At 73.4% G+C, this 22,976-nt stretch carries 20 protein-coding genes; 10 read left to right on the forward strand and 10 right to left on the reverse strand.

Features of this window, described 5'->3' with window-relative positions; translation table 11 throughout:
- Positions 1-82 precede the first annotated feature (82 nt).
- On the reverse strand, positions 83-865 hold the full coding sequence (locus tag ACIGEZ_RS28845; RefSeq protein WP_399836904.1) for an NPP1 family protein: 783 nt from the start codon (positions 863-865) through the stop codon (positions 83-85).
- Between the two features lie 396 nt (positions 866-1,261).
- Positions 1,262-2,053: an alpha/beta fold hydrolase gene (locus ACIGEZ_RS28850; RefSeq protein WP_399836591.1), complete on the reverse strand. Its 792-nt coding sequence runs from the start codon at positions 2,051-2,053 to the stop codon at positions 1,262-1,264.
- Positions 2,054-2,323: 270 nt separating this feature from the next.
- On the opposite strand from ACIGEZ_RS28850, the gene ACIGEZ_RS28855 reads away from it, so the two are divergent.
- The 5 genes from ACIGEZ_RS28855 (at position 2,324) to ACIGEZ_RS28875 (ending at position 8,193) form a co-directional block, all read left to right on the forward strand.
- Positions 2,324-2,980, forward strand: coding sequence for a hypothetical protein (locus ACIGEZ_RS28855; RefSeq protein WP_399836593.1), 657 nt, complete (start codon positions 2,324-2,326; stop codon positions 2,978-2,980).
- A gap of 175 nt (positions 2,981-3,155) precedes the next feature.
- Positions 3,156-3,401: a hypothetical protein gene (locus tag ACIGEZ_RS28860; protein ID WP_399836595.1), complete on the forward strand. Its 246-nt coding sequence runs from the start codon at positions 3,156-3,158 to the stop codon at positions 3,399-3,401.
- A 101-nt stretch (positions 3,402-3,502) separates the two neighbouring features.
- Entirely contained in the window at positions 3,503-4,927 is a 1,425-nt protein-coding gene (locus ACIGEZ_RS28865) for a DEAD/DEAH box helicase (protein WP_399836598.1), read from the forward strand.
- A gap of 308 nt (positions 4,928-5,235) precedes the next feature.
- Entirely contained in the window at positions 5,236-6,420 is a 1,185-nt protein-coding gene (locus tag ACIGEZ_RS28870) for an LCP family protein (protein ID WP_399836600.1), read from the forward strand.
- Between the two features lie 102 nt (positions 6,421-6,522).
- Positions 6,523-8,193: a carbohydrate binding domain-containing protein gene (locus tag ACIGEZ_RS28875; protein WP_399836602.1), complete on the forward strand. Its 1,671-nt coding sequence runs from the start codon at positions 6,523-6,525 to the stop codon at positions 8,191-8,193.
- Positions 8,194-8,234: 41 nt separating this feature from the next.
- Here ACIGEZ_RS28875 and ACIGEZ_RS28880 read toward each other — a convergent pair whose 3' ends face one another.
- Genes ACIGEZ_RS28880 through ACIGEZ_RS28900 form a run of 5 tightly spaced genes read right to left on the reverse strand, consistent with a single transcriptional unit; the run spans position 8,235 to position 13,933 of the window.
- Positions 8,235-9,209 carry an ABC transporter ATP-binding protein gene (locus tag ACIGEZ_RS28880; RefSeq protein WP_399836606.1) on the reverse strand — a complete coding sequence of 325 codons (975 nt, stop codon included), beginning with the start codon at positions 9,207-9,209 and terminating at the stop codon, positions 8,235-8,237.
- Entirely contained in the window at positions 9,206-10,246 is a 1,041-nt protein-coding gene (locus ACIGEZ_RS28885; protein WP_399836609.1) for an ABC transporter ATP-binding protein, read from the reverse strand. The genes ACIGEZ_RS28880 and ACIGEZ_RS28885 overlap by 4 nt, the downstream gene beginning before the upstream one ends.
- Positions 10,246-11,232 carry an ABC transporter permease gene (locus ACIGEZ_RS28890; RefSeq protein ID WP_399836611.1) on the reverse strand — a complete coding sequence of 329 codons (987 nt, stop codon included), beginning with the start codon at positions 11,230-11,232 and terminating at the stop codon, positions 10,246-10,248. Before ACIGEZ_RS28890 ends, ACIGEZ_RS28885 begins: the two co-directional genes overlap by 1 nt.
- The gene (locus tag ACIGEZ_RS28895) at positions 11,229-12,176 is read right to left on the reverse strand and encodes an ABC transporter permease (RefSeq protein WP_399836613.1); all 948 of its coding nucleotides are present in this window, start codon (positions 12,174-12,176) and stop codon (positions 11,229-11,231) included. The genes ACIGEZ_RS28890 and ACIGEZ_RS28895 overlap by 4 nt, the downstream gene beginning before the upstream one ends.
- A gap of 8 nt (positions 12,177-12,184) precedes the next feature.
- Positions 12,185-13,933, reverse strand: a complete 1,749-nt coding sequence (locus ACIGEZ_RS28900) for an ABC transporter substrate-binding protein (protein WP_399836616.1) — start codon at positions 13,931-13,933, stop codon at positions 12,185-12,187.
- 145 nt (positions 13,934-14,078) lie between these two features.
- On the opposite strand from ACIGEZ_RS28900, the gene ACIGEZ_RS28905 reads away from it, so the two are divergent.
- From ACIGEZ_RS28905 to ACIGEZ_RS28925, 5 genes are all read left to right on the forward strand, one after another.
- Positions 14,079-15,461 (forward strand): aldehyde dehydrogenase family protein, encoded by a 1,383-nt coding sequence (locus ACIGEZ_RS28905; RefSeq protein WP_399836618.1) that lies wholly within the window; start codon positions 14,079-14,081, stop codon positions 15,459-15,461.
- Between the two features lie 93 nt (positions 15,462-15,554).
- Positions 15,555-16,418, forward strand: coding sequence for an SDR family oxidoreductase (locus ACIGEZ_RS28910; protein ID WP_399836620.1), 864 nt, complete (start codon positions 15,555-15,557; stop codon positions 16,416-16,418).
- Between the two features lie 38 nt (positions 16,419-16,456).
- Complete coding sequence (locus tag ACIGEZ_RS28915; protein WP_399836622.1) at positions 16,457-17,104, forward strand: alpha-ketoglutarate-dependent dioxygenase AlkB; 648 nt, start codon at positions 16,457-16,459, stop codon at positions 17,102-17,104.
- Between the two features lie 163 nt (positions 17,105-17,267).
- Positions 17,268-18,485, forward strand: coding sequence for a neprosin family prolyl endopeptidase (locus ACIGEZ_RS28920; protein WP_399836626.1), 1,218 nt, complete (start codon positions 17,268-17,270; stop codon positions 18,483-18,485).
- Positions 18,472-18,789 carry a hypothetical protein gene (locus tag ACIGEZ_RS28925; protein WP_399836629.1) on the forward strand — a complete coding sequence of 106 codons (318 nt, stop codon included), beginning with the start codon at positions 18,472-18,474 and terminating at the stop codon, positions 18,787-18,789. Before ACIGEZ_RS28920 ends, ACIGEZ_RS28925 begins: the two co-directional genes overlap by 14 nt.
- 15 nt (positions 18,790-18,804) lie before the next feature.
- On the opposite strand, the gene ACIGEZ_RS28930 is transcribed toward ACIGEZ_RS28925, so the two are convergent.
- Genes ACIGEZ_RS28930 through ACIGEZ_RS28940 form a run of 3 tightly spaced genes read right to left on the reverse strand, consistent with a single transcriptional unit; the run spans position 18,805 to position 22,976 of the window.
- Entirely contained in the window at positions 18,805-20,139 is a 1,335-nt protein-coding gene (locus ACIGEZ_RS28930; protein WP_399836632.1) for an Ig-like domain repeat protein, read from the reverse strand.
- Between the two features lie 42 nt (positions 20,140-20,181).
- Positions 20,182-21,192: a WD40 repeat domain-containing protein gene (locus tag ACIGEZ_RS28935; RefSeq protein WP_399836635.1), complete on the reverse strand. Its 1,011-nt coding sequence runs from the start codon at positions 21,190-21,192 to the stop codon at positions 20,182-20,184.
- 59 nt (positions 21,193-21,251) lie between these two features.
- The gene (locus tag ACIGEZ_RS28940; RefSeq protein ID WP_399836638.1) at positions 21,252-22,976 is read right to left on the reverse strand and encodes a hypothetical protein; all 1,725 of its coding nucleotides are present in this window, start codon (positions 22,974-22,976) and stop codon (positions 21,252-21,254) included.

Consider the following 22,976-nt stretch of genomic DNA (forward strand, 5'->3'; position numbering starts at 1 on the left):
GGAACCCTCCAGGTGTCCGGAAAGGCGCCGGGCGCGTGGATGTCGGCTGGATCGCGTGAGACGTGGCGTCGGACGCCGGGTGTCAGGCGTTCGGGTCGAACGGGATGCCCGCGGGCTTGGAGCGGCTCAGGTGGTAGGCGAAGTCGGAGTCCCTGAGCTTGAGGGTGGCCGAGCCGAAGTCCGCGCCCGTGAGCTTGTCGCGCAGGCCGGCCGGGTAGCCGTTCCAGCCCACCAGGCGGGGGTAGAACCAGCCGCCGGTGGCGTTCTCGATCTGGTCGTCGGCCGCGCTCGCGAAGCGGAAGCAGTGGGTGGAGGCCCCGTCCTTGTGGTAGACGACCTTGGGGTGGGTGCCGTCGAAGCGCACCGCCGAGCGGGCCGCGACCTGGTAGCCGCTGTGCTGGGAGACCGACACGTACTGGACCTGGTCGGCGTTGATCCACACCACCACGTGCTCCCAGTCGTGGGTGTGGCCGATGGCCAGCGGACCCCAGGTCGCCTGGTCCTTCTCGAAGTAGCTGCCGTACATCACGGCGCACCAGCCGTTGTTGCACTTGCTGCGCGAGTAGCTGTTGGCGGCGGCCAGCTGGGCGTAGTCGTGGCACTTGCCGTTGACGGTGCCGCCGAGCTTCAGGCCGGGGTTGATCGTGCCGTCGAGCCCGATGGCGGCGGTGGCGTAGCAGCCGTCGGTGTCGTAGTCGTAGGCGGGGGCGAAGGTCTGGTCCAGACCGTCGGCGTTCTGCGGGAGTTGCGGCAGGACGGCGGCCGTGGCGGGGGACGGGAATCCGAGGACCAGGAACAGGGCGCACAGGATGGCGGCGAGGGCCGAGCGCCTGCCCTTGCCCGCTCGGCGAGGTCTCGTTATCAGGGACACGACAAGACTCCTTGGGTGTGGGGGCGGGCCAGACCATCGCAGTTCGGCGCCTGAGGCGTCAACCACCCTGTGGCGAAAGGTGGGTTACGGGAGTCCGGAGTGGAGTCGCCGTCGCGCGAACTCCCCGGGTGAGGCGGCGCGCGGGGGGCGCGTCGGGCGTCAAGGTGGCGTGCGGTGTTCGCCGGATCGTGTGGGACGCGCCGGATGATCGCGGAACGAGGGGCGGGACAAGGCAGGATCGGGGGGCCGGGGTCGTCCTGAACGAGAGCCGTGGGGGCTCTCGGACCCCGCGCACCAGATGAGCGTCGTGCGCCGACATCGCCGCTCTCCGCCGCCCCCGGAACTCGGCTCCGCTCCGGGGGCGGTGCTCGTACGAAACCCGCTCGGGCGTCAGCCTGCCTCGGCGTACAGCTTCTCGATCAGCCGGGCGCAGTTCTCCGGCTCCCGCAGCGTCGGGTAGTGGTCCGAGGCGGCGAGGCGGACCAGCCGGCAGCGGGGGATCCGCTCGGCCATCTCCTCGTTGCAGCGCACCACCTCCGGCCGGTCCAGTTCGCCGAGCGCGAGCACCGTGGGCGCGGCGATCTCGCCGAGCCGGTCGAAGGCCGGGGGATCGGTCCGCTGGTGGCCGATGTTGGCGAACCAGGCGGGGAGTACGGCCCTGAAGTGGGCGGCGGCGAGCGGGTCGGTCTCGGGGCTGCCGCCGGCGGCCCGGCCCCACAGGCCGAGGCCGAGCCGGACGATGCCCTCCGTGTCGCCGGCCTTCGCGAGCTTCTCGATCTGCTGGTAGAGCTCCATGTCGGCGTCGGCGAGGCCGTCGTAGCCGGTGACGCCGGGGACGAGGAGCGCGAGGCCCGCCACCCGCTCGGGGTCGTTCAGGGTCAGCGCGAGGGAGGCGGCCCCGCCCATGCTGGAGGCCACGAGGGCCGCCCGCGCGAGCCCGAAGTGGTCGAGCACCGCCCCGAGGTCCGCGGCCGGTGAATACGCCACGCCCGGCGCCGGCGAACGCCCGTAGCCGCGGGCGTCGTAGCGGATGACCCGGCGTCGCGCGGCGAGCGCGGGCAGGACCGGATCCCAGATCGTCGAGTCGCCGACGCCCGGGTGGACCAGGACCATCGGCAGTCCGTCCCCTCCCGTGTCGTCCGCCCAGAGTTCGCCGCCGTCGACCGGCACCAAGGTTTCCATGGGGTCAGTCTGGGCGGGCGGGCGGCGCCCGCGCCAGCCTGGACCTGGCCAGGTCGGCGTCAAGTACCGAGTCGGGCCAATTCTGCTGACGACTCATCAGGAGTGGCGCAATCTCTGCTTGGACACCCCTACCGACCGGTTCTACTCTCAAGTCACTTTGCGCGTCCCCCCACTGGCGCCCACCCCCACGGGCGTCCCCCCACCCCAACGCGTACCCCCGCGCATCCGCACCTCCTCGCACCCCACCGTCGAACAACGAGGAGATCCCCCATGTCCAAGCTGTTCATGTCCGTGACCGGACTCGCCGCCGCCGGCGCGCTCGCCTTCGGTGCCACCGGCACCCAGGCCGCCTCGACCACGCTCCTGCCGGCCGGCCACTCCTTCGCCGCCAAGCTCACCGGCAAGGCCACCTTCGTCGCCGGGTCGACCATGATGACCTGCACCGTCTCCGCCTCCGTGCCGACGAGCGGAGCCAACAACACGGTCCCCGCCGCCCCGGGCAACCACAACGCGGCCGGACCCGTGTCCGCCCCCATCAACCCGCCCACCTTCAGCGGCTGCTCGACGAGCATCGCCGGCGTCAGCGTGACCGTCACGAGCAACGCCACCAACGGCGCCTGGTCGCTGTCCACCCAGAACGGCGCTCCCGTCGCCGCCGGCTTCACCATCCCCAAGGGCGGTGTGGTCCTCAAGACCAGCGGCTTCGCCAACTGCACCATCACCGCCTCGCCGAGCGGGCCGACCGCGGTCAACGGCACCTGGACCAATGGCGCCCCGTCCAGCCTGGCCATCTCGGGCGCGCCCGTACCGGCGACCGTCACCGGCGGCTTCCTCTGCCCGACGGGCAACCAGTCCGCGACGTTCAGCGCCACCTACCAGATCACCGACACGACCGACCCGGCCCAGCAGATCACCGTGACCGGCTGAGCGACCCCGCCGCGGACCGGCCCGCCGCCCCCCACCGGCGGACCGGCCCGCCCCCCCACCGGCGGCCCGGCCGTCGGTGGCGGGCGGCGCGCGACCCGGACCTCACCCCAGCACCGAGGCGACGAACAGCGAACAACGTGGTGCGGCACGCCCGTCCCTCCCGCGCGGAGGCCGGGTGCGCGTCGACGGCGAGTCGCTCACCCTCACCGTGGAGGACGACGGCATGGGCTTCGGCCGCGGCGCCGTCCGCCGGGGCGCGGGCCTGCGCTCCATGGCCGATCGGGCCGCGGAGATCGGCGGCCGCTGCACCGTCGAGACCCCGGTACGCGGCGGTCGGGGCGGCCGGGTCCGTGCCGTCCTGCCCCGGTCGACGGCGCCGGCGGAGCCGGCGTCCCCGGCCTCGTCCCTGGAGACCCTCTAGCCAGGGGGTGCCCCCGGGGGCGTCCGGCGGGTCCGACGATTCGGCCCGCCCGTCCCGGCCGTGCTTTCCTTGATGGTCACCCCATCGAAGAAGGCGCATCCATGAACCGCTCGGCCCGCACGGGAGAACCCACCGGCCTCGCCGACATCACCGGCCGGCCCGGCACCCCGCCGCTCCCGGCCGCGGAGGGCTTCGAGGACATGGAGCTGCCCGGGGCGGTCCTCGCGGCGCTGGCCGGCCAGGGCGTCACCGCGCCCTTCCCGATCCAGTCCGCCACCCTGCCGAGCGCACTCGCGGGCCGCGACGTCCTCGGCCGCGCGCGCACCGGGTCGGGCAAGACGCTCGCCTTCGGCCTCGCGCTCCTCGCACGCACGGCGGGCCGGCGCGCCGACGCCAAGAAGCCGCTCGCCCTGGTCCTCGTCCCGACCCGCGAGCTGGCCCAGCAGGTGACCGAGGCGCTCACGCCGTACGCCCAGGCCCTCAAGCTGCGCCTCGCCACCGTCGTCGGCGGCCTGCAGTCGGGCCGGCAGGCGGGGACGTTGCGCGCCGGGGCCGAGGTCCTCGTCGCCACCCCCGGCCGCCTGAGGGACCTCGTCGAGCGCAGGGACTGCCGCCTCGACCAGGTGGAGATCACGGTTCTCGACGAGGCCGACCGGATGGCCGACATGGGATTCCTGCCGCAGGTGACCGAGCTGCTCGATCAGGTGCGGCCCGGCGGACAGCGGATGCTGTTCTCGGCCACGCTGGACCAGGACGTCGAGACCCTGGTCCACCGGTACCTGCGGGACCCGGTGGTCCACGCGGCCGACCCCGCCGAGGACACCGTCGCCACCCTCGAGCACCACCTGCTGCACGTCCAGGGTGCCGACAAGTTCGCCGTCGCCACCGAGATCGCCGCCCGTGACCGACGCGTGATCATGTTCCTGGACACCAAGCACGCCGTCGACCGCTTCACCCGGCACCTCGTCGGGAGCGGGGTGCGGGCCGCCGCGCTGCACGGTGGCAAGTCCCAGCCGCAGCGCACGGACACCCTGGAGCGGTTCAGGACCGGGGCCGTCACCGCCCTGGTGGCGACGAACGTCGCGGCACGGGGCATCCACGTCGACGACCTCGACCTCGTCGTCAACGTCGACCCGCCCGCCGACGCCAAGGACTACCTCCACCGCGGCGGCCGTACGGCACGGGCCGGAGCCTCCGGGAGGGTCGTCACCCTGCTCCTGCCGGACCAGCGCCGCGACATGTCCCGGATCCTCGCGGACGCCGGCATCCGGCCCCGGATCACGAAGGTCCGCCCCGGAGAGCCGGAGCTGCACCGGATCACCGGCGCCAAGGCCCCGTCGGTCACCCCCGACGGCGGCACGTCCGCCCCCGCGGACCGCGACCGGCGCGGCGGCGCGCCCTTCCGCGGCATCGGCACCGTCCCCGGCCGGCCCGGCCGCGCCAGGAACGAGTCCCGCAAGACCGCTGACGCCCGGCGCGCGGCCGAGGCCCGCAAGGCCGCCCGGGTGCGGCGCGGCGGTGCCTAGGGGGACGACCGCCCGATCACGCCGGCACCGGGGTCCGGCGTTCGCGCACATACGAGGTGCGCGGTGTCGGTTCCGAACTGGCCGAGGAACCGCGACATGGTGATCACGACATTTCCGTAGGGGTCTGACGACACCCCTACGCTCGGCCGCCCGCCGTCCCGGCCACACGGGCCCCGGGTCCGGTTCCGCTCCCATCCGGTTCCCGGGACGGGCTGTGCGGCCCGCCGATCTTCGGCATCCTGGTGGCTTGAAGTGTGCGCCGACCGGGGAGAGTCGGGGGCATTCCAGCGGAGGGGGAGCCGTACCGGATGAGCGGGCAAGCAGAGGCCGAGGGCGGCAGGACCGAGGGCGGCAGGACCGAGGACGGCAGGACCGCGGGCAGAGCGGGCGAGGAGGTCGGCGGGACCGAGGTCGGCGCGGCCGAGGTCGGCGCGGCCGAGGGCGGCGCGGCCGAGGGCGGCGCGGCCGAGGGCGGGGCCGAGGACAGTGCGGCCGACGGCGCGATACGCAGACGGCGCGGGCCCCGGCCGCGGACGGTCCTCCTGACCGCCCTCTCCCTGCTCGTCGCCGCGGTGCTGATCACCGCCGGCACCGGGTACTGGGCCTATCAGCACTACACGGGCCGGGTGCAGCGCATCCCGCAGACCTTCCCGACGAACGCGCCGGTGCCCGCCGCCTCCAAGGGCGGGCAGAACTTCCTGCTCATGGGTCTCGACTCGCGCTCGGACGTCCCCACGACCGGCAGCGACGCCAAGGGCAGGCTCTGGAAGTACGGCGACCAGCGCAGCGACGCCATGATGCTGGTGCACCTTCCGGCCGACCACTCCGCCGCCTACGTGGTCTCGCTGCCGCGCGACTCGTGGGTCGACGTCCCCGGCCGGGGAAAGGCGAAGCTCAACGCGGCCTTCTCCTGGGGCGGCCCGCCGCTGCTCATCGACACCGTCCAGCGCCTCACCGACGTACGCGTGGACCACGTCGCCGTCATCGACTGGAACGGCTTCCGCAAGCTCACCGACGCCGTCGGCGGCGTCGACATCCTCATGGCCGACGGTGAGCGCGTGCACATGAACGGCGAGCAGGCCCTGGCCTACGTCGGCGAGCGCAAGAACCTCCCGAACGGCGACTTCGACCGCACCCACCGGCAGCAGAACTATCTGCGCACGGTCCTGGAGAAGGTGATGACCTCGGCGTCGCTGACGGACCCGCTGCGACTGAAGAAGACCCTGGACATCTTCACCGAGACCGTCAGCGTCGACGAACGCTTCGGCGACGACGAGATGCGCGAGCTGGTCTGGAACATGCGCGAGGTCCGGTCCGGCGACATGACCTTCATGAACGCCCCCGTGAAGGGCACGGGAACGGTGAGGGGCCAGTCGGTCGTCCACCTGGACCCGGCGCGGTGCGCCGCGCTGTGGCAGGCGTACCGGGACGACAGCGTCGGAACGTACGTGGACACCCACCCCGTCGACCGGCTGAGGCCGGCCACGAACTGACCCCGTCCCACCAGGGCGGAGAGCGTGGGGACTTGACGCGGAGATTGGTCCAGTCCAATCTGTGACCGCTTCCCCTCCTCCTCAACTCCCCCTGGAGGCACGGTGCTCATCCGCAACCGCCTGGTGGCGTCGCTCGGCGCGGCGCTGCTCGGCGCGGCTGCCCTGGTCGCCCTTCCCACTCCGGCACAGGCCGCCAATCTGCTGACCGACCCGGGCTTCGAGTCCGGAACCCTGTCCGGCTGGAGCTGCTCCGGCGGACTCGGCTCGGTCGTCTCCAGCCCCGTGCACGGCGGTGCCAAGGCACTCGCAGGGGCCGCGAGCGCGTCCGACAACGCCAAGTGCGCCCAGACCGTCGCCGTCCGGCCCGGCACCACGTACACCCTGTCGGCCTGGGTCCGCGGCGCCTACGTCTACCTGGGCGTGGACGGCGGCACCTCGACCTGGACCCCGTCCGCTCCCTCGTACACGCAGCTCTCGCTCAGCTTCACCACCGGCGCCGCGCAGACCAGCGCGACCGTCTACACGCACGGCTGGTACGGCCAGGGCACCTACCACGCCGACGACATCAGCCTCGACGGCCCAGGCGGCGGGGGCGGCGGCGACACCCAGGCGCCGACCGCGCCGTCGAACCTGCGTTCCACCGCCACGTCCTCCTCCAGCGTCTCGCTGGCCTGGAACGCCGCCACCGACAACGTCGGCGTCAGCGGCTACGACGTCTACCAGGGCGCGACCCGGGTCGCGGCGGTCACCGGCACCACCGCCACCGTCGGCGGGCTCTCCGCGAGCACCGCCTACACCTTCACCGTCAAAGCCCGCGACGCCGCCGGCAACGTCTCCCCGGCCTCGGGCCCCGTCTCGGTCACCACCGACACGGGCGGAGGCGGCGGCACCGGCTTCAAGCAGGCCGCGCCCTACCTCTACCTCGGCTGGGGCGACCCGCCGTCCGCGACCTCGGTGATGAGCGCCACCGGCATCAAGACCTTCACCATGGCGTTCATCCTCTCCTCCGGCGGCTGCAACCCCGCCTGGGACGGCCAGCGCCCGCTCGCCGGCGGCGTCGACCAGAGCACCGTCAACGCGATCCGGGCGGCGGGCGGCGACATCGTCCCGTCCATCGGCGGCTGGCAGGGCAACAAGCTCGGCCCCAACTGCTCGACCCCGGAGGCCCTCGCCGGCGCGTACCAGAAGGTCATCGACGCTTACGGGCTCAAGTCGATCGACGTCGACATCGAGAACACCGACGAGTTCGAGAACGCCGTCGTCCAGGACCGGATCCTGACCGCCCTGAAGATCGTCAAGGCGAACAACCCCGGCCTGAAGACCATCCTCACCTTCGGAACCTCGACCGCCGGCCCCACCTCCTGGGGCAACCGCCTCATCGAGCAGTCCAGGGCGCTGAACGCGGACATCGACGTCTTCACGATCATGCCCTTCGACTTCGGCGGCGGCGCCGACATGTACGGCAACACGGTCAACGCCGCCAACGGCCTGAAGAACAAGCTGAAGTCGACCTTCGGCTGGGACGACGCCACCGCGTACGCCCACGTCGGCATCAGCGGCATGAACGGCCTCTCCGACCAGCAGGAGACGACCACCCCGGCGACCTGGACCCAGATCCGCGACTGGGCGAACGGCAACCACATCGCCCGGCTCGCCTTCTGGTCCGTCAACCGCGACCGCGGCTGCCCGGGCGGCGGGGTGGTCGAGAACTGCTCCGGCGTCAGCCAGACGGACTGGCAGTTCACGAAGATCACCGCCGGCTTCACCGGATGACCCGTCACACCCGCTGATCAGGAGCGACCCCGCCGCCCTCCTCAGCCCACCTCAGGGAAGTGGCAGGCCACCTCCCTCGCCTCCCCTGCCGCGGCGATCCGCAGCAGGGGAGGCTCCGTCCGGCAGATCTCCCGCGCCTTCGGGCAGCGCGGATGGAAGGTGCAGCCCGGCGGCGGCGCGGCCGGGCTCGGAGGATCCCCGAGCAGGGTGATCCGCTCCCGCGTCCGCTCGGCCGCCGGGTCCGGCAGCGGTACGGCCGAAAGCAGCGCCCGCGTGTAGGGGTGCGCAGGGGCCCCGTACACGCGGTCCTTCGAGCCGATCTCCACGATCCGGCCCAGATACATCACGGCGACCCGGTCGCAGACCCGCCGGACCACCGACAGGTCGTGCGCCACGAAGAGATAGGCGAGACCGAGCTCGGCCTGCAGCCGCTCCATCAGGTTGACGATCTGCGCCTGCACCGAGACGTCGAGCGCCGACACCGGCTCGTCGGCGACGACGAGCCGCGGCCCCGTCGCCAGGGCGCGGGCGATGCCGATCCGCTGGGCCTGGCCTCCGGAGAACTCGTGCGGATAGCGGTCCAGATGCTCCGGGATGAGACCCACGAGCTCCATCAACTCGGCGGCACGCCTGCGGGCGTCGGCGGCCGAACTCCCCTGCACGAGCAGCGGGTCGGAGATGATCCGCGACACCGTCTGGCGCGGGTTGAGCGAGGAGTGCGGGTCCTGGAAGACCATCTGGAGCTCGCGCCGCAGCGGCTTGAGGGCGCGCTGCGGCAGCCGGCTGATGTCGCGCCCGTCGTACGTGACGGAGCCGGCGGTCGGTTCGAGGAGCCGGACGATCAGCCGCCCGGTGGTGGACTTGCCGCAGCCCGACTCGCCGACGAGGCCGAGCGTCTCGCCCGCGGCGATGTCGAAGCTCACGCCGTCGACGGCCCGGATCCGGGCGGCACGCGACCTGCGCCCGGGGAAGGTCATCGTCAGGTCCCGTACCGACAGCAGGGGTGGAGTGCTCATGAGGCGACGCCTTCGTACGCGGGGAAATGGCAGGCCACCGGGCGGCCCGACGGGCCGGCGAGCAGCGGGCGCTCGCTCGCGCACCGCTCCCGCTCCCCGCCCGTGCCGGCGGCGAGCCGCGGGCACCGGGGCGCGAACGCGCAGCCCGGCGCGGGTTCCAGGAGCGAGGGCGGGGAGCCCGGGATGGCCCGCAGCGGGAGGTCGTCCCGGTCGTCGAGCCGGGGGAGCGAGTCGAGCAGCGCCCGGGTGTAGGGGTGTGCGGGCGCGGCGAACAGGTCGTCCACCGGGGCCCGTTCGGCCGCGCGCCCGCCGTACATGACCAGGACCTCGTGGGCCACCCGCGCCACCACGCCCAGATCGTGCGTGATCATGACGACGGCGAGACCCCGGTCCTGCTGGACCCGGGCGATCAGCTCCAGGATCTGGGCCTGCACGGTGACGTCGAGGGCCGTGGTGGGCTCGTCGGCGATGAGCAGGTCGGGTTCGCAGACCAGCGCCATCGCGATCATCACGCGCTGCCGCATGCCGCCGGAGAACTGGTGCGGGTACTCGCCGGCCCGCCGCCTCGGCTCGGGGATGCCGACCTCGGCGAGCGCGTCCACGGCCCGCCGCCGGGCGACCGCGCGGCGGGAGCCGAAGTGGACCCGGTGGTGCTCGGCGATCTGCTCGCCGACGGTGTAGTACGGGTGCAGGCTGGACAGCGGGTCCTGGAAGATCATCGCCATCCGCCGGCCGCGCAGCCGGTTCAGCTCGCGCTCCGGCAGACCGACCAGCTCGCGCCCGTCCAGGTTCACCGAGCCGGACACCTCGGCGGCGGTGTGCAGCCCCATCACCGCCATCGAGGTCACGGACTTGCCGGAGCCGGACTCGCCGACGATGCCGAGCGTGCGGCCGCGCGGCACGTCGAAGGAGAGGCCGTCCACGGCCCGCACAGGTCCGTGCCGGGTCGGGAAGACGACCGACAGGTCGCGCACGCGGAGCAGGGGGCCGGGGGAGGGGGAGGGTGGGGTGGAGGTGGAGGTGGAGGTGGAGGTCATCAGTACCTCACTCGCGGGTCGACGACGGCGTAGAGCAGGTCGACGCACAGGTTGGCGACGACGATGAAGGCGGCGGCGAGCAGCGTCACCCCGAGGATCACCGGCTGGTCGCCGGTGGCGATGGCCCCGTAGAAGAGCCGGCCCACGCCGGGCAGACCGAAGATGGACTCGGTGATGACGGCGCCCGCGAGCAGCCCGCCGAGGTCCATGCCGAAGATGGTGAGGATCGGCGTCATCCCGGCCCGCAGTCCGTGCTTGACGACCACGGTGCGCCGCGGCAGCCCCTTGGCCCGCGCGGTGCGGATGTACGGCTCCGCCATCGACTCGATCATCGAACCGCGGCTCTGGCGCGCGTACATGGCCGCGTACAGGATGGCGAGCGCCAGCCACGGCAACAGCAGGTTTGACGCCCAGGAGGCCGGGTCGGTGCCGAAGGGCACGTAACTCGGATAGGGCAGCAGCCCGCCCACCCGGATCAGGCCGTAGATCAGCACCACCGAGGTGAAGTAGACGGGCAGCGAGGCCGCGGCGACCGCGCCGACCATCAGCAGCTTGTCGGTGAGGGTGTCCTTGCGCAGCGCCGCGGTGACGCCCGCGCCCAGGCCGAGCAGCAGCCAGAGCACGGCCGCGCCGAGGGCGAGCGAGGCGGAGACCGGCAGCCGGTCGACGAGCAGGTCCCAGACGGGCTGGCTGTTCTCGTACGAGTAGCCCAGGCACGGGAAGTCGCAGGCCAGCGCGTACGGGCCGCTGCCCACCGTGCGCCCGGTGAAGATGCCGGTGACGAAGTCGGCGAACTGCCGCCACAGCGGCTGGTCCAGGCCCATGTGGGCGCGGATCGCGGCGAGCCGTTCGGTGCTGCACGACTTGCCGCAGGCCGCGGCGGCCGGGTCGGAGGGAAGCACGTAGAAGATGACGAAGGTGATGGCGGCGACGGCGACGAGCACACCGAGCACGCCGAGCAGCCGGCGGCCGAGGTAGAGGATCACGCCCGGCCTCCCCGCGGATCGAACACGTCCCGCAGCGCGTCCCCGAGCAGGGTGAACGCGAGGACGGTGAGGAAGAGGCAGACGCTGGGCACGGCGAAGTACATCGGGTCGGTGTCGTAGAAGGCGACGCTCTCGGCGATCATCTGGCCCCAGGAGGGGGTCGGCGGACGCACGCCGACACCGAGGTAGCTGAGCGCGGCCTCGGTCGCGATCATTCCCGGGATGATCAGGGTGGTGTACGCGATGACCGGTCCGGCCACGCCCGGCAGGATGTCCCGGGTGAGGATGCGCCAGTTCCCCGAGCCGCTCACCCGCGCCGCGTCCACGTACTCGCGGTGCTTGAGGGAGAGGGTCTGCCCGCGCACGATCCGGGCGATCCCGGGCCAGCCGAACAGGCCGATGACCAGGATCATCAGCAGGATCCGGTTGACGTCCCTGGCCACCGACATCATGGCGATCATGAAGATGAGGGAGGGGAAGGACATGGTGAGGTCCATCAGCCGGGACAGCACGGTGTCGGTGCGGCCGCCGAAGTAGCCGGCGGCGACGCCCGCCGCGACCCCGGCGACGACCACGATGGCGGTCGCGGCGAAGGCGATGAGCAGGGAGACCTGGGCGCCGTGCACGACCCGGGCGAACAGGTCGCGTCCGGTGACGGGTTCGACCCCGAGCCAGTGCTCGGCGGAGACCCCGCCGAGCGGCCCGATCGGCAGGCCGCCGAGGTACGGGTCGACGGCCGACTTGTCGAACTCGTCGGGGCGCCATCCGCCGAGCGCGGCGAGCAGCGGGGCGGCGACGGCCATGACGGCGAACAGGGCGACCACGACGAGGGAAACCAGGGCGGAGGTCCTGCGGCGCAGTTCGGCGCGGGCGAGCCGCCAGGGGCTGCCGCCGCCGGGGGGCCGGGGCTTCGCCGCGGCCGGTGCGGAGAGGGTGGAGGTCATGGGCGCGGTCAGCTTCCGCTCTTCGCGGGGTCCTTGAGGCCGATCGTCGCGTAGTCGATCTGCCCGCCGAAGGAGGTGTGCCCGAAGGCGCCCGCGATGTTGGGCCCGACCAGGATCGGCTTGCGCTCGACGACGGCGGGCGCGGTCGGGGCCTTGGCGAGGATCTGCCCGTCGAGCTCCTGCCACGCCTTGTTGGCCTGGGCGGCGTCGGTCAGTGCGGCGATCTCGTCCATCCGCGCCATCGTGGGCCGGTCGCGGAAGAGGGAGTGGTTGCCCGAGTTGCCCTTCTCCTTGATGTAGCGGCCGTCGAAGACGAAGGGCAGGAAGGTGGAGCCGGAGGGGTAGTCGGGACACCAGCCGGTGTAGACGAGGTCGGTGCGGTTCCTGGTGTCGCCGATGGTGTCGTAGAAGGCGGAGGGATCGACGGTCTCGATGGTCACCTTGATGCCGGCCCGGCCGAGGGACTGCTGGACGGCCTCACCGATCGCCTTGTCCCCGTTGGAGACGGTGATGCTGGTGGCGAGGCCCTCGGGCCTGCCGGCCTCCTTCAGGAGCTGCTTCGCCTTCTCGGGGTCGCCGGTCAGGGGGATCTTCAGGGTGTCGGGCTGCCTGCCGCCGGTGAACAGGGAGCCCGGCATGAGAGCGGTGGCCGGGTCGTTGAGCGCCGGTCCGCCGGAGGCGGTGACGAGGGCCTCGCGGTCGAGGGCGTACTGCACGGCCTGCCGCACCCGCACGTCGTCGAAGGGAGCGCGGCCGGTGTGCATCTGCACCATCTCGGTGCAGTTGGTGGACTCGGCGAGCAGGCGCGCCTTGATGTCGGGCTTGGTGAGCACCTTCGGGGCGCTCTCGGGACGGAGCTTGTCCCAGGGGATGGCGGAGGCGTCCGGGCCGGTGCCCGCGACGAGCCGGTCGTCGATCTGGTTGGCCTTGAGGCCCATCGTCACGACGACCCGGTCGGGGTACGCCTTGCGCACGGTGTCGGTCGCGGGGTCCCAGTGCGGGTTGCGCACCAGGACGAGCTGCTTGTCCCGGGCGTACGACTCGATCTTGTACGGGCCCGAGGAGAACGGGCGGTTGTCGTACTGGGGGCCCTTGTCCTGGGACCTGGGCACCGGGGCGAAGGTGGGCAGGGCGGTCGCGTAGGGGAACTCGGCGAAGGGCTTGCGGAGTTCGAAGACGATCGTGCGGTCGTCGGGCGTCCTGACCGAGTCGAGGTGTCTGCCGGTCGCGGGGCCCTGGTAGCCGTCGGCGCCGGCCAGGTAGCGGGCCGCGTAGTCGGGGCCGCCGGGCAGGTCGGGGGAGAAGGAGCGCTCGACGTTGTACTTGACGTCCGCGGCGGTGACGGGCGAGCCGTCCTCGTACTTCAGGCCCTTCTTCAGGCGGAAGGTCCAGGTCTTGGCACCGTTGGACGGCGTGCCCAGGTCCTCGGCGAGGTCGGGGGCCAACTCGCCGCCCTTGGCGCCGGGTTCGGCCTTGTACGTGACCAGCGTGCGGTAGAGCAGCCGGGTGCCGAAGTCCATGTCGCCCATCACCCAGTTGCGGGCGGGGTCGAGGTGGGTGAAGTCCTGGTTGGACAGGACGGTGAGGGTGCCGCCCTTGGCCGGTGTGCCGCCCACGACCTTTCCGTTGTTGCCGGTCGCCGGGTTGCCGCCGGGGTGGCCGCCCCCCGCTGCGGCGCCGCCGGAGCAGCCGGCCGCGCCGAGGCTGAGGGCCGCCAACAGCGTGGCGGCGAGGGCGTTTCGGGTGTGCTTGTCCATCAGAGGTCACTCCGGGAGCAGCGATCGGACAGCCGAGGGGCTGGAATGTGACCCGTAACATAGTAATGTGAAATTGTACTGCGCAAGCCCTTGAAACGCAGAAGGAGTTCGCCCGCATGACCGCCCCTTCCCGGAGGCTCCTCCCGTGACCACCTCCCTCGCGTCCGTCACCTCCCGCAATCCGGCCGACCCGGACGACGTCGTCGTACGGATCCCCTCGCCCGGCGCCTTCGCGGCCGCCGACGCCGTCGAACGGGCCCGCACCGCCCAGCCCGAGTGGGCGCACGGGGGAGCGGCCGCCCGCTCCGCCGCCCTGGGCGCGGTCGCCGACGCCGTCGACGCCGCCGGGGCCGAACTCACCGCCCTCGCCGTGCGCGAGGTGGGCAAGCCGCTGGCCGAGGCCCGCGCCGAGGTCGCCCGCACCGCCGCGATCTGGCGCTACTACGCCCAGGCCCCCTACGAGGCCACCGGTGCCGTCCACGAGCCGGCCGCCGGCTCCGGCCTGCTCCTGACCAGGCGCCGCCCGCACGGTGTCGCGGGACTGATCACCCCCTGGAACTTCCCCTTCGCCATCCCCAGCTGGAAGGCCGCCCCGGCCCTCGCGGCCGGCAACTCCGTCGTCCTCAAGCCCGCCCCCGAGGCGACCGCCTGCGCCCGGCGCCTCGCCGAGCTCGTCCAGCAGGCCTTGCCCTCAGGGGTGTTCACGGTCGTGCCGGGCGGCGCGACCGAAGGCGGGGCGCTGGTCTCCGCCGCCGACGTGGTCTCGTTCACCGGCTCCTCCCAGGTCGGCCGGTCCGTCGTCCGCACCGCGACCGCCCGCGGCATCCCCGTACAGGCCGAGATGGGCGGCCTGAACGCCGCGATCGTGCTCCCGGACGCCGACATCGAGCAGGCCGCCGCGCACATCGCCGCCTCGATCGCCGGATACGCGGGCCAGAAGTGCACCGCCACCAGCCGGGTGATCGCGGTCGGCGCGGCCCTCGGCCCGCTGCGCGAGGCGCTCGCCGAGGCGCTGCGCGCCGTGCCCGTGGGCGATCCGGCCGAGGCCGCCACCGTGTGCGGCCCGCTGATCAGCGAGAGCGCCCGTGCCGACGTGGGCGCGGCCTGGCGCGGGCTGCCCACCCTGGCCGGCGGCGGCGTGCCGGAAGGCCCCGGCTGGTACGCGGCCCCGACCCTCGTCGAGAAGGTCGCCCCCGGTCACCGCCTGCTGCGCGAGGAGGTCTTCGGGCCCGTCGCCGCGCTGCTCACGGCCGGCGACCTCGACCATGCCGTACGGATCACCAACGCGGCGCGCTACGGCCTCGTCACCTCCGTCCACACCGCCGACCTGGCCACCGCACTGCACGGACTCGACCGGCTCGACACGGGGATGGTCCGCGTCAACGCGCCCTCCACCGGCGTCGACTTCCACCTTCCGTTCGGCGGCGCCAAGGCCTCCAGCTTCGGCGCCCGCGAACAGGGCCGGGCCGCCCTGGACTTCTACACCTCGTCCCGGACGTACACGCTCGCGCCCGGCACGGGGCGGTGAACGGCACGGCCCCCGGCCGCGCGTAAGGCGTGCGCCGGCCGCGGCGGCGTTGTCGAATGGGGGAGCAGCGGCGGACACGGCGGAAGGCAGGACATGAGCGAGCTCATCGCGGTCACCGGGGCGACCGGCCGGATCGGCAGGCGCGTGACGGACCACCTCGTCAAGGCGGGCGCGCGGGTGCGGGCGCTCGGGCGGGACCGGGCGAAACTCGACCGGCTGCCCACCGACGACATCCGGACGGCGTCCTACGACGACACCGGCGCGATGCGCTCCGCGCTCGAAGGGGCCGCCACCCTCTTCCTGGTCTCCGCCCACGAGGGTCCGGGCCGGGTCCGGACCCACGCCGGCGCAGTGGACGCCGCCGTCGCCGCGGGCGTACGGCGGATCGTCTACCTCTCGTACCTCAACGCCGCACCCCACGCCACCTTCACCTACGCCCGCGACCATTGGCACACCGAGCAGCACATCCGCTCCACCGGCGTGGCCTTCACCTTCCTGCGCGACAGCAGCTACCAGGCCGATCTGGTCGCGATGACCGGCGCCGACGGCGTCCTGCGCGGCCCCGCGGGCGACGGCCGCGTCGGCGCCGTCACCCACGACGACATCGCCGACGCGGCCGGCACGGTCCTCCTCGGCGAGGGCCACGACGCCGCCACCTACGACATGACCGGCCCCGAGGCGCTGAGCTTCGCCGAGATCGCCGCCGCGCTGACCCGCGCGAGCGGGCGCACCGTCACCTACCACCCCGAGACGCGCGACGAGGCCTACGCCTCCCGTTCCGTCTACGACGCCCCCGACTGGGAGGTCGAGGGCTGGGTCACCTCGTACGAGGCGGTCGCCGCCGGCGAGATGGACGACGTGTCCGACGACGTCCGCACCCTGACCGGGCACCCGCCGCAGTCCTTCGCCGACTTCCTCGCCACCCACCCGCACAGCTACCGGCACCTGCTCCGCTGATTCGTTCACGTGTTCGGTTACGGGGTTACTCTTGACCCATGACCGCAGCACGACCCGACCTCCCCGGCCTCCAGGGCTCCCTGTTCGACCAGGGCGACGACATCCGCCTCGGCCCCCTGGACGGCCTGAGGCGGACGGAGCTGGCCGGCGGCGCCTGGATCGACCACCTCCCCGGCTGGCTGCACGGCGCCGACGCGCTGTTCGAGGAGCTGGTCGAGCGCGTGCCCTGGCAGGCCGAGGAGCGGGCGATGTACGACAACGTGGTCGCCGTCCCCCGCCTCCTCGCCTACTACCGCGAGGGCGCCCCCCTCCCGCACCCCGCCCTCACGGAGGCCCGCGAGGCCCTCGGTACCCACTACGCCCCCGAGCTCGGCGAACCCTTCGTCAGCGCCGGCCTCTGCCTCTACCGCGACGGCCGAGACAGCGTCGCCTGGCACGGCGACCGCACCGGCCGCTCCGCCACCCAGGACACGATGGTCGCCATCCTCTCCCTGGGCGACCCCCGCGACCTCGCCCTGCGCCCCCGCTCCGGCGGCCCGACGGCGCTCCGCCTCCCGCTCGGCCACGGCGACCTGGTGGTCATGGGCGGCTCCTGCCAGCGCACCTGGGAACACGCCGTACCCAAGACGAGCCGCGCCGTAGGGCCGCGCATCAGCGTCCAGTTCCGCCCGCGCGGCGTGGGCTGAGACCCGGCGCGCGAGTGGCGGGATTCGCGCGTACGGTGAAGAAGGGGCACCAGGAAGACACCGCCGCTGACGGCCGACTTCCCCGCACCGATTCCTCTCCGCGGACCGACCTCTGCGGCCATCAGCCTTCGTACGCCCAGGCCTTGGCAACGAGGAGAGAACGATGGAATCGGGCAGAATTCAACGGAACCCCGACGCGCCGGAGACACCACAACAGCCGCGGTCGGGCCGTGATCTGGAGCGTGAGGCGGCCGAGCGACTCGACGAGATCCGCCAGTACTTCAAGGACCAGTACGCGGAACGCAAGGTCCTCGCCCGCACGACGACGCCCACCGGCGACGAGCTCGACTGGGTGCCCGCCGAAAGCGAGGACCGGCCGCCCTACGTCGACGCGGTGGAGCCGCCCCAGGACGCCGACCGCCCCTCGTCCCCCCAGGCCTTCGAATCGCCCGAATACCGCGGCGAATCGGGCCCGCCCGGCACCGTCCCGCTGCTGCGCAAGCCGCTGGACCGGATCACTCCGACCGGCACCCTGCAGGACTACCTGTCGAAGGGCGGCCGGCTGAGGCGCTCCACACCGCCCGACGACCCCGGCTTCGCCTCACCGCGCGCCGTCGCAGCCGTGCACAAGTACGCCCACGCCGCACAGACGGTGACCAACTACGGCACCGAAGGGTTCATCAACACCTGGCGGCCCTACGTGCAGTGGTCGAACGAGTTCTCCCTGGGCCAGCTCTGGGTGGTGCGGGGCTCCGGATACGGGACCGACATGCAGACCGTCGAGGTGGGCGTGCAGACCTACTACGACCTCTACGGCGACTGGCACCCGCACCTGTTCGTCTTCTACACCACCAACAACTACAAGTCGATGGGCAACTTCATCGGCGGCTACAACAGGGACGTGAAGGGCTGGGAGCAGCTGTCGAGCACCGTCTACCCCGGCATCCGCGTCTCGGAGAGCGTCTACCAGGGGGCCCAGTACGACCTCGGCATCAAGGTCATGCTGTACTCGAACAAGTGGTGGGTGCGGATCGGCGACGAATGGATGGGCGGCTACCCGACCAGCCTGTTCAACGCGGCGGGGCTGCGCGACAGTGCGCAGTCCGTGGACTGGGGCGGCGAGATCGTCGACGACGTCGCCAACCACCCCGAACCGACCAACACCTGGATGGGCAGCGGCCACTTCCCGTACGAGGGCTGGTCCCGCGCGGCCTACATGCGCAACCTGACCTACCAGGCCGACCCGGCCGGCACGATGAAACCCGTCGCGGGCTATGCGTACCAGACGAACCCGAACGCCTACCAGATCGCCACCGACTTCAGCGGAACGACGACGTGGGGATCGAACTTCTACTGGGGAGGCCCGGGTGGAGTCGAGTGACGCCCCGGCCGAGGACGACCGCCCGGAGGTGATCCCCTCCGAGGTCGATCCGGACGTCGAATGCGTCCGGATCGACCTGGCGGACGACCAAGGCGACCAAGGCGAACACGGTGGACCGCCACCGTCCCCCGGCCCCGTGGAAGACGTCCCGGGACCCCCGTCGGCTCCGGCGGTGCACGGCAAGCGGCTCTGCCCGGAGGGCTATCTGCCCAGGCGGCGGCACCGCGACTACACCCTGGACGGCAAACGGATCGTCAGTGACTCCCCGCCGATCCCCAACCCCGAGGACCCGCCCGCGCATTAGGGGCTGTCCTTGGGATCAGCCCGAGACCGCCGGCGCCCCTCCCTCGTCGCGCAGCGGCAGTGCCGCCGTGCACGGGCTGTGGGCGTCGTCCCCCTCGTAGGCGACGACGACCTCCTGACCGCCCGCCGGCGGCTTCTCGGTGCGCAGGGTCGCCAGGCCCACCGCGTCCAGGAGGACCGTGCCGAGGGGCCGCCCGTCCGCCGTGAAGGTCACGCGGCCGCGGGGCGGCGGCCCGCCGGGGACGGCGGGGGCGACGCGGACCGTGAAGGTCGTGAGACCGCCGGCCTCGGCCGCCGGGGCGCCCTTCGGAGCGCCGGCGTAGGGGCGGGTGCCCCCAGGGGCGATGGTCAGCGCCCCGTCGCGGGCGACGCCGAAGCCGCTGCACACGCCGTGCGCGGTCCGCGGCTGATAGCGGACCGCGGGGGCGAGGACGGCGGTCAGCCGGCGGGGCGCGCGGGGCGTGCCGTCGAGGGCCGCGAGGCCGACGAGGTCGCTGTCCGCACCGGCCGCGGACAGCGCCACGGGGAACCCGCCCACGACGAGCGTGCCCGTGCCGCGCCCCGTCAGGAACCGGTCGCAGGACGCGTCGTAGTCGACGGTCCCGTCGGCACGGACCGTGTACGAGAAGTCGGCGGCCACGCCGGGGGCCGCGTGGAACACGTACCCGGCGGCCGGCAGCAGTGTGAGCCGGTGCACGGTGCTCGGGGACAGGAACGAGCCCCCGTCGGCGTCCGGCACCCCGACCGGCAGCAGGCCGTGCGAGAGGGCGCGGCCGTCGACGGTGACGGTCCGCCCCTGGACCGTCAGCGTGCTCCCGACGGCCTCGGCGACACCCGCCGCCTCCGCGTCCGCGGCGAGCCGGACCCGCCCGTCGGGCGTGACGGAGAAGCCGATGCCGCCGTCGGCGGTGCCCGGCTCGACCCGCAGCCGGTACGTCGCCGCGGGCAGCAACCGCACCTCGTGGACCCGGTCCTGCGCCAGCGGCGCGGCGCCCGGCAGGTCCGGGGTGAGCGGGTGGTCCAGGGCCCGGGCGTCGACCGTGACCGGCACACCGCGCACGGTCAGCCGCCGCCCGCCGCGGCCGTCGAGGAAGGCGTCGTGCTCGGGCGCGAAGTCGAGGGTGCCGTCCTCGCGTACGTCGAAGGCGACGGCTGCCGTGGTCCCGTCGCCCAGACGCAGCCGGTAGCCCGTGCCGGCGGGGAGCGTCACCTCGGGCGGAGGTACGGCCGCCCCGTCGACGACGCCGTCCCCCGCCGGGTTTCCGGTCCCGCTCCTGGTCCCGTCCCCGTCCCGGAAGACCGCGACGAAGGGGTACGTCAGCTGTGAGGTGTCGAGGGTGAGGGACGGCATCGGCTCTCCCGGAGAGGGGTGGACGGGGGCATCGGAAGGGGCTCAGAACGGTGTGGTGCCATGGATCTCCAGGCGCGGCACGAGCTCGATCCTGGTCCGCGTCCGGACCGGCCGCAGCGGCACCCCGGTGACCCGCTCCCATCGGGCCAGCCGCGCGTCCCAGCCGGCCGACAGGAGCTCGGACTCGTCCCTCGTCGCCGTCATGGCCCAGACGGCGGTCGTGTGGGCGGCCAGGACCGCGCCGATGCGCTGCCCCGCCCGGTCCCAGCGGTGCAGGGTGCCGTTCGAGCAGGCCGCCGTGACCTCGCCGTCCGCGGTGAGCAGCACGCACCGCACCGGCGCCCCCGCCACGAGCGGCGCACCGGCGGGACGACCCGAACCGCGGTCCCACCGGCGCACCGTGCCGTCCAGGCCGCCGGACGCCAGATCCCGCCCGGCGGGGCCGACGGCCAGCGCCTGCACCGGTCCGTCGTGCCCGCGCGACGGCTCGCCGAGCGGGGTGCCGGCCGTGCGGGTCCAGCGCCGTACGGTGCCGTCCTGCCCGGCCGTGACGATCACCTCCTCGTCGGGGGTGAGGGCCACCGCCCGCACCGCACCGGCGTGTCCGCGCAGCGGCTCGCCGAGCGGGCTCGCGGTCGTCCGCTGCCAGCGGCGGACCGTGCCGTCCCGCCCCGCGGTGACCAGCTCGTGGGCGTCTCGGGTGCGGGCCAGGCCGAGGACCGGACCCGCATGGGCGGTGAAGCGTTCGGCGAAGGCTTCGCCCGTCTGCCGGTTCCACCGCCCCACCGTGCCGTCGGCGCCCGCCGTGACGACCTCGCGGTCGTCGGGCGTCAGCACCATTCCCCAGACGGTCCGGTCGTGCAGTGTGACCGGGCCGACCAGGCGCCGCCCCGTCAGCCGCTCCCAGCGGTACAGCTGTCCGTACACGTCCGTCCCGACGATCTCCGTCTCGTCCGTGGTCAGGACGATCCCCGAAAGGGCCGCCCCGATGTCGAACCCGGCACCCTCGACCCTGGCCCGCCCGTCCCCGGCCGGCCCGGTCCCGAGCTCCACGGACCCGATCCCGTCGGTACCACCGTGTCCCTGCGGGCGCCGGCGGCCCCGCGCCGCGTTCACTGATCCCCCCTCGGCGGTACGGCCCCGTCGAACGCGAGGGCGCTGGAGGCCTCGCCCCGGCCCGCCCGTACCCGCCGGCCCACCCACGGGAAGACCCGGCCGTCCTCGCCGCGGGCCACCACCGGCACCCGGCTGACGGTCACTCCCGACCGCGGGATCTCCTCGTCGCGGAAGAACACCCGTTTCACCTCCGGCTCCAGGATCCGGCCGGCCGCCTTGACCTGTGGCAGCCGGGTGCCGTCGGCCTGGAAGCGGGGGATCTGCCCGCGCCGCAGGCAGACGGCGGCCGAATCCGCCGCGAGCGGCACCGGCACCAGCGGGATCCAGTGCGCCGGCACCGGGGTGAGCAGCCGGTAGGCGAGCCAGGACGGGTCGGTCGGGGGCACCTGCGGATCCGCGTCGGGCGGTTCGTCGGCGCGCACCCGTGGTCGGCCGGTGGCGCTCTGCACGGTCCGTTCGATCGCGAAGCCCAGGTTCGCCATCTCGTCGCGGGCGAACAGCACCTCCTCGACGGCCGTGCCCTCGAGGCGCGCCGAAGCGGTCGGCAGCAGCGGCAGCAACGGCGGGCCCGGCTTGCCGTCCCGGGCGTTCGTGAGCCGGAACACCGACCAGGGGCCGTCCTCGGCCGGCTGCAGCGCCGTCGTCTCCTCGAAGGTGTCGACGACCGAGAGCGTGCTGATCCGGTGCAGCGCACTCGTGGCGAGCTCCAGCGGGATCATCCAGTGGTCGTTGCCGTAGATGTTCGCGAACTCGACGACGAGCAGCCGGGCCAGGTCCCTCGTCCCCGCGCCGACGGCGGGCAGATTGACCCGCGCGTCCTCGAACTCCCACCAGCGCTCCGCCGGCATGCCCGGATACGTGACCCGGGTGGGCAGCACACCCCTGGCCGTGCCGCCGCTCGGCGCGGGCAGCGGGGTCGTACCGGCGTCGAGGTCGAAGTGGTACGCGTCGGCGGCGCCCCCGGCGTACTCGGGCGCCGTCAGCGTCACCGGCCGGCCGGCCAGTGTGGCCGTGACGGCGAACCGGTGCTCCAGCCGCTCGCGCGCCCAACTCGACGGCACCGGCGGCCGGTGCCGCTCCGCGAACCACGTCAGCCACAGTTCGGCCGCCTCGTCGAACGCGGCCTGCTGCGCCCCGGAGAGCCCCGACGGCCGCCAGCCACCCTCCAGGTGCCCGGCGAGCGCGGCACCGTCGGGCGCACGGTCCGCGAGCACCTCGCGCAGCGCCCGCCCGCCCGGGTCGCGCCGGAGCGGGTCGTCCTCCGGGTTCGCCGGCGGCCGGGGCAGCGGCGCCTTGGCCAGCACCGCGGCGTCGATCCGCTCCAGGGCTGCCTCCGACAGGCCCTGGGTACGAAGGGTGTCGAGGAAGCGACGACCGGCCCGGGCGGAGGCGCGCAGCGGCAGCGCCCTCTCGGCCTCGCCCGGCGTGCCCCCGGCCTCCGCGAGGAACTCCAGCGGCACCCCCTTCGGCAGCGGTACGTCCGCTCCGTCGCCCGACGGCCGGAACGCGCCGAGCGGGGTGCTCTCGGTGGCGATCTCGCACCACACCGGCGAACCGCCGTCCTCACCCGCGAACTCCGCCAGCTGCCACTGCCGGGCGAGCAGGAACAGCGGGTCGGCCACCCGGGCGGCCAGCGCCTCGTCGAGCTGCCCGCCGGTGCCGCTCGGCCGTACCACCGGCTCCAGACGGTGGTACTGATTGAAGGCCATGACGTCGAACAT

Source organism: Streptomyces sp. NPDC085481, from assembly GCF_044541845.1.
Lineage (GTDB): Bacteria > Actinomycetota > Actinomycetes > Streptomycetales > Streptomycetaceae > Streptomyces.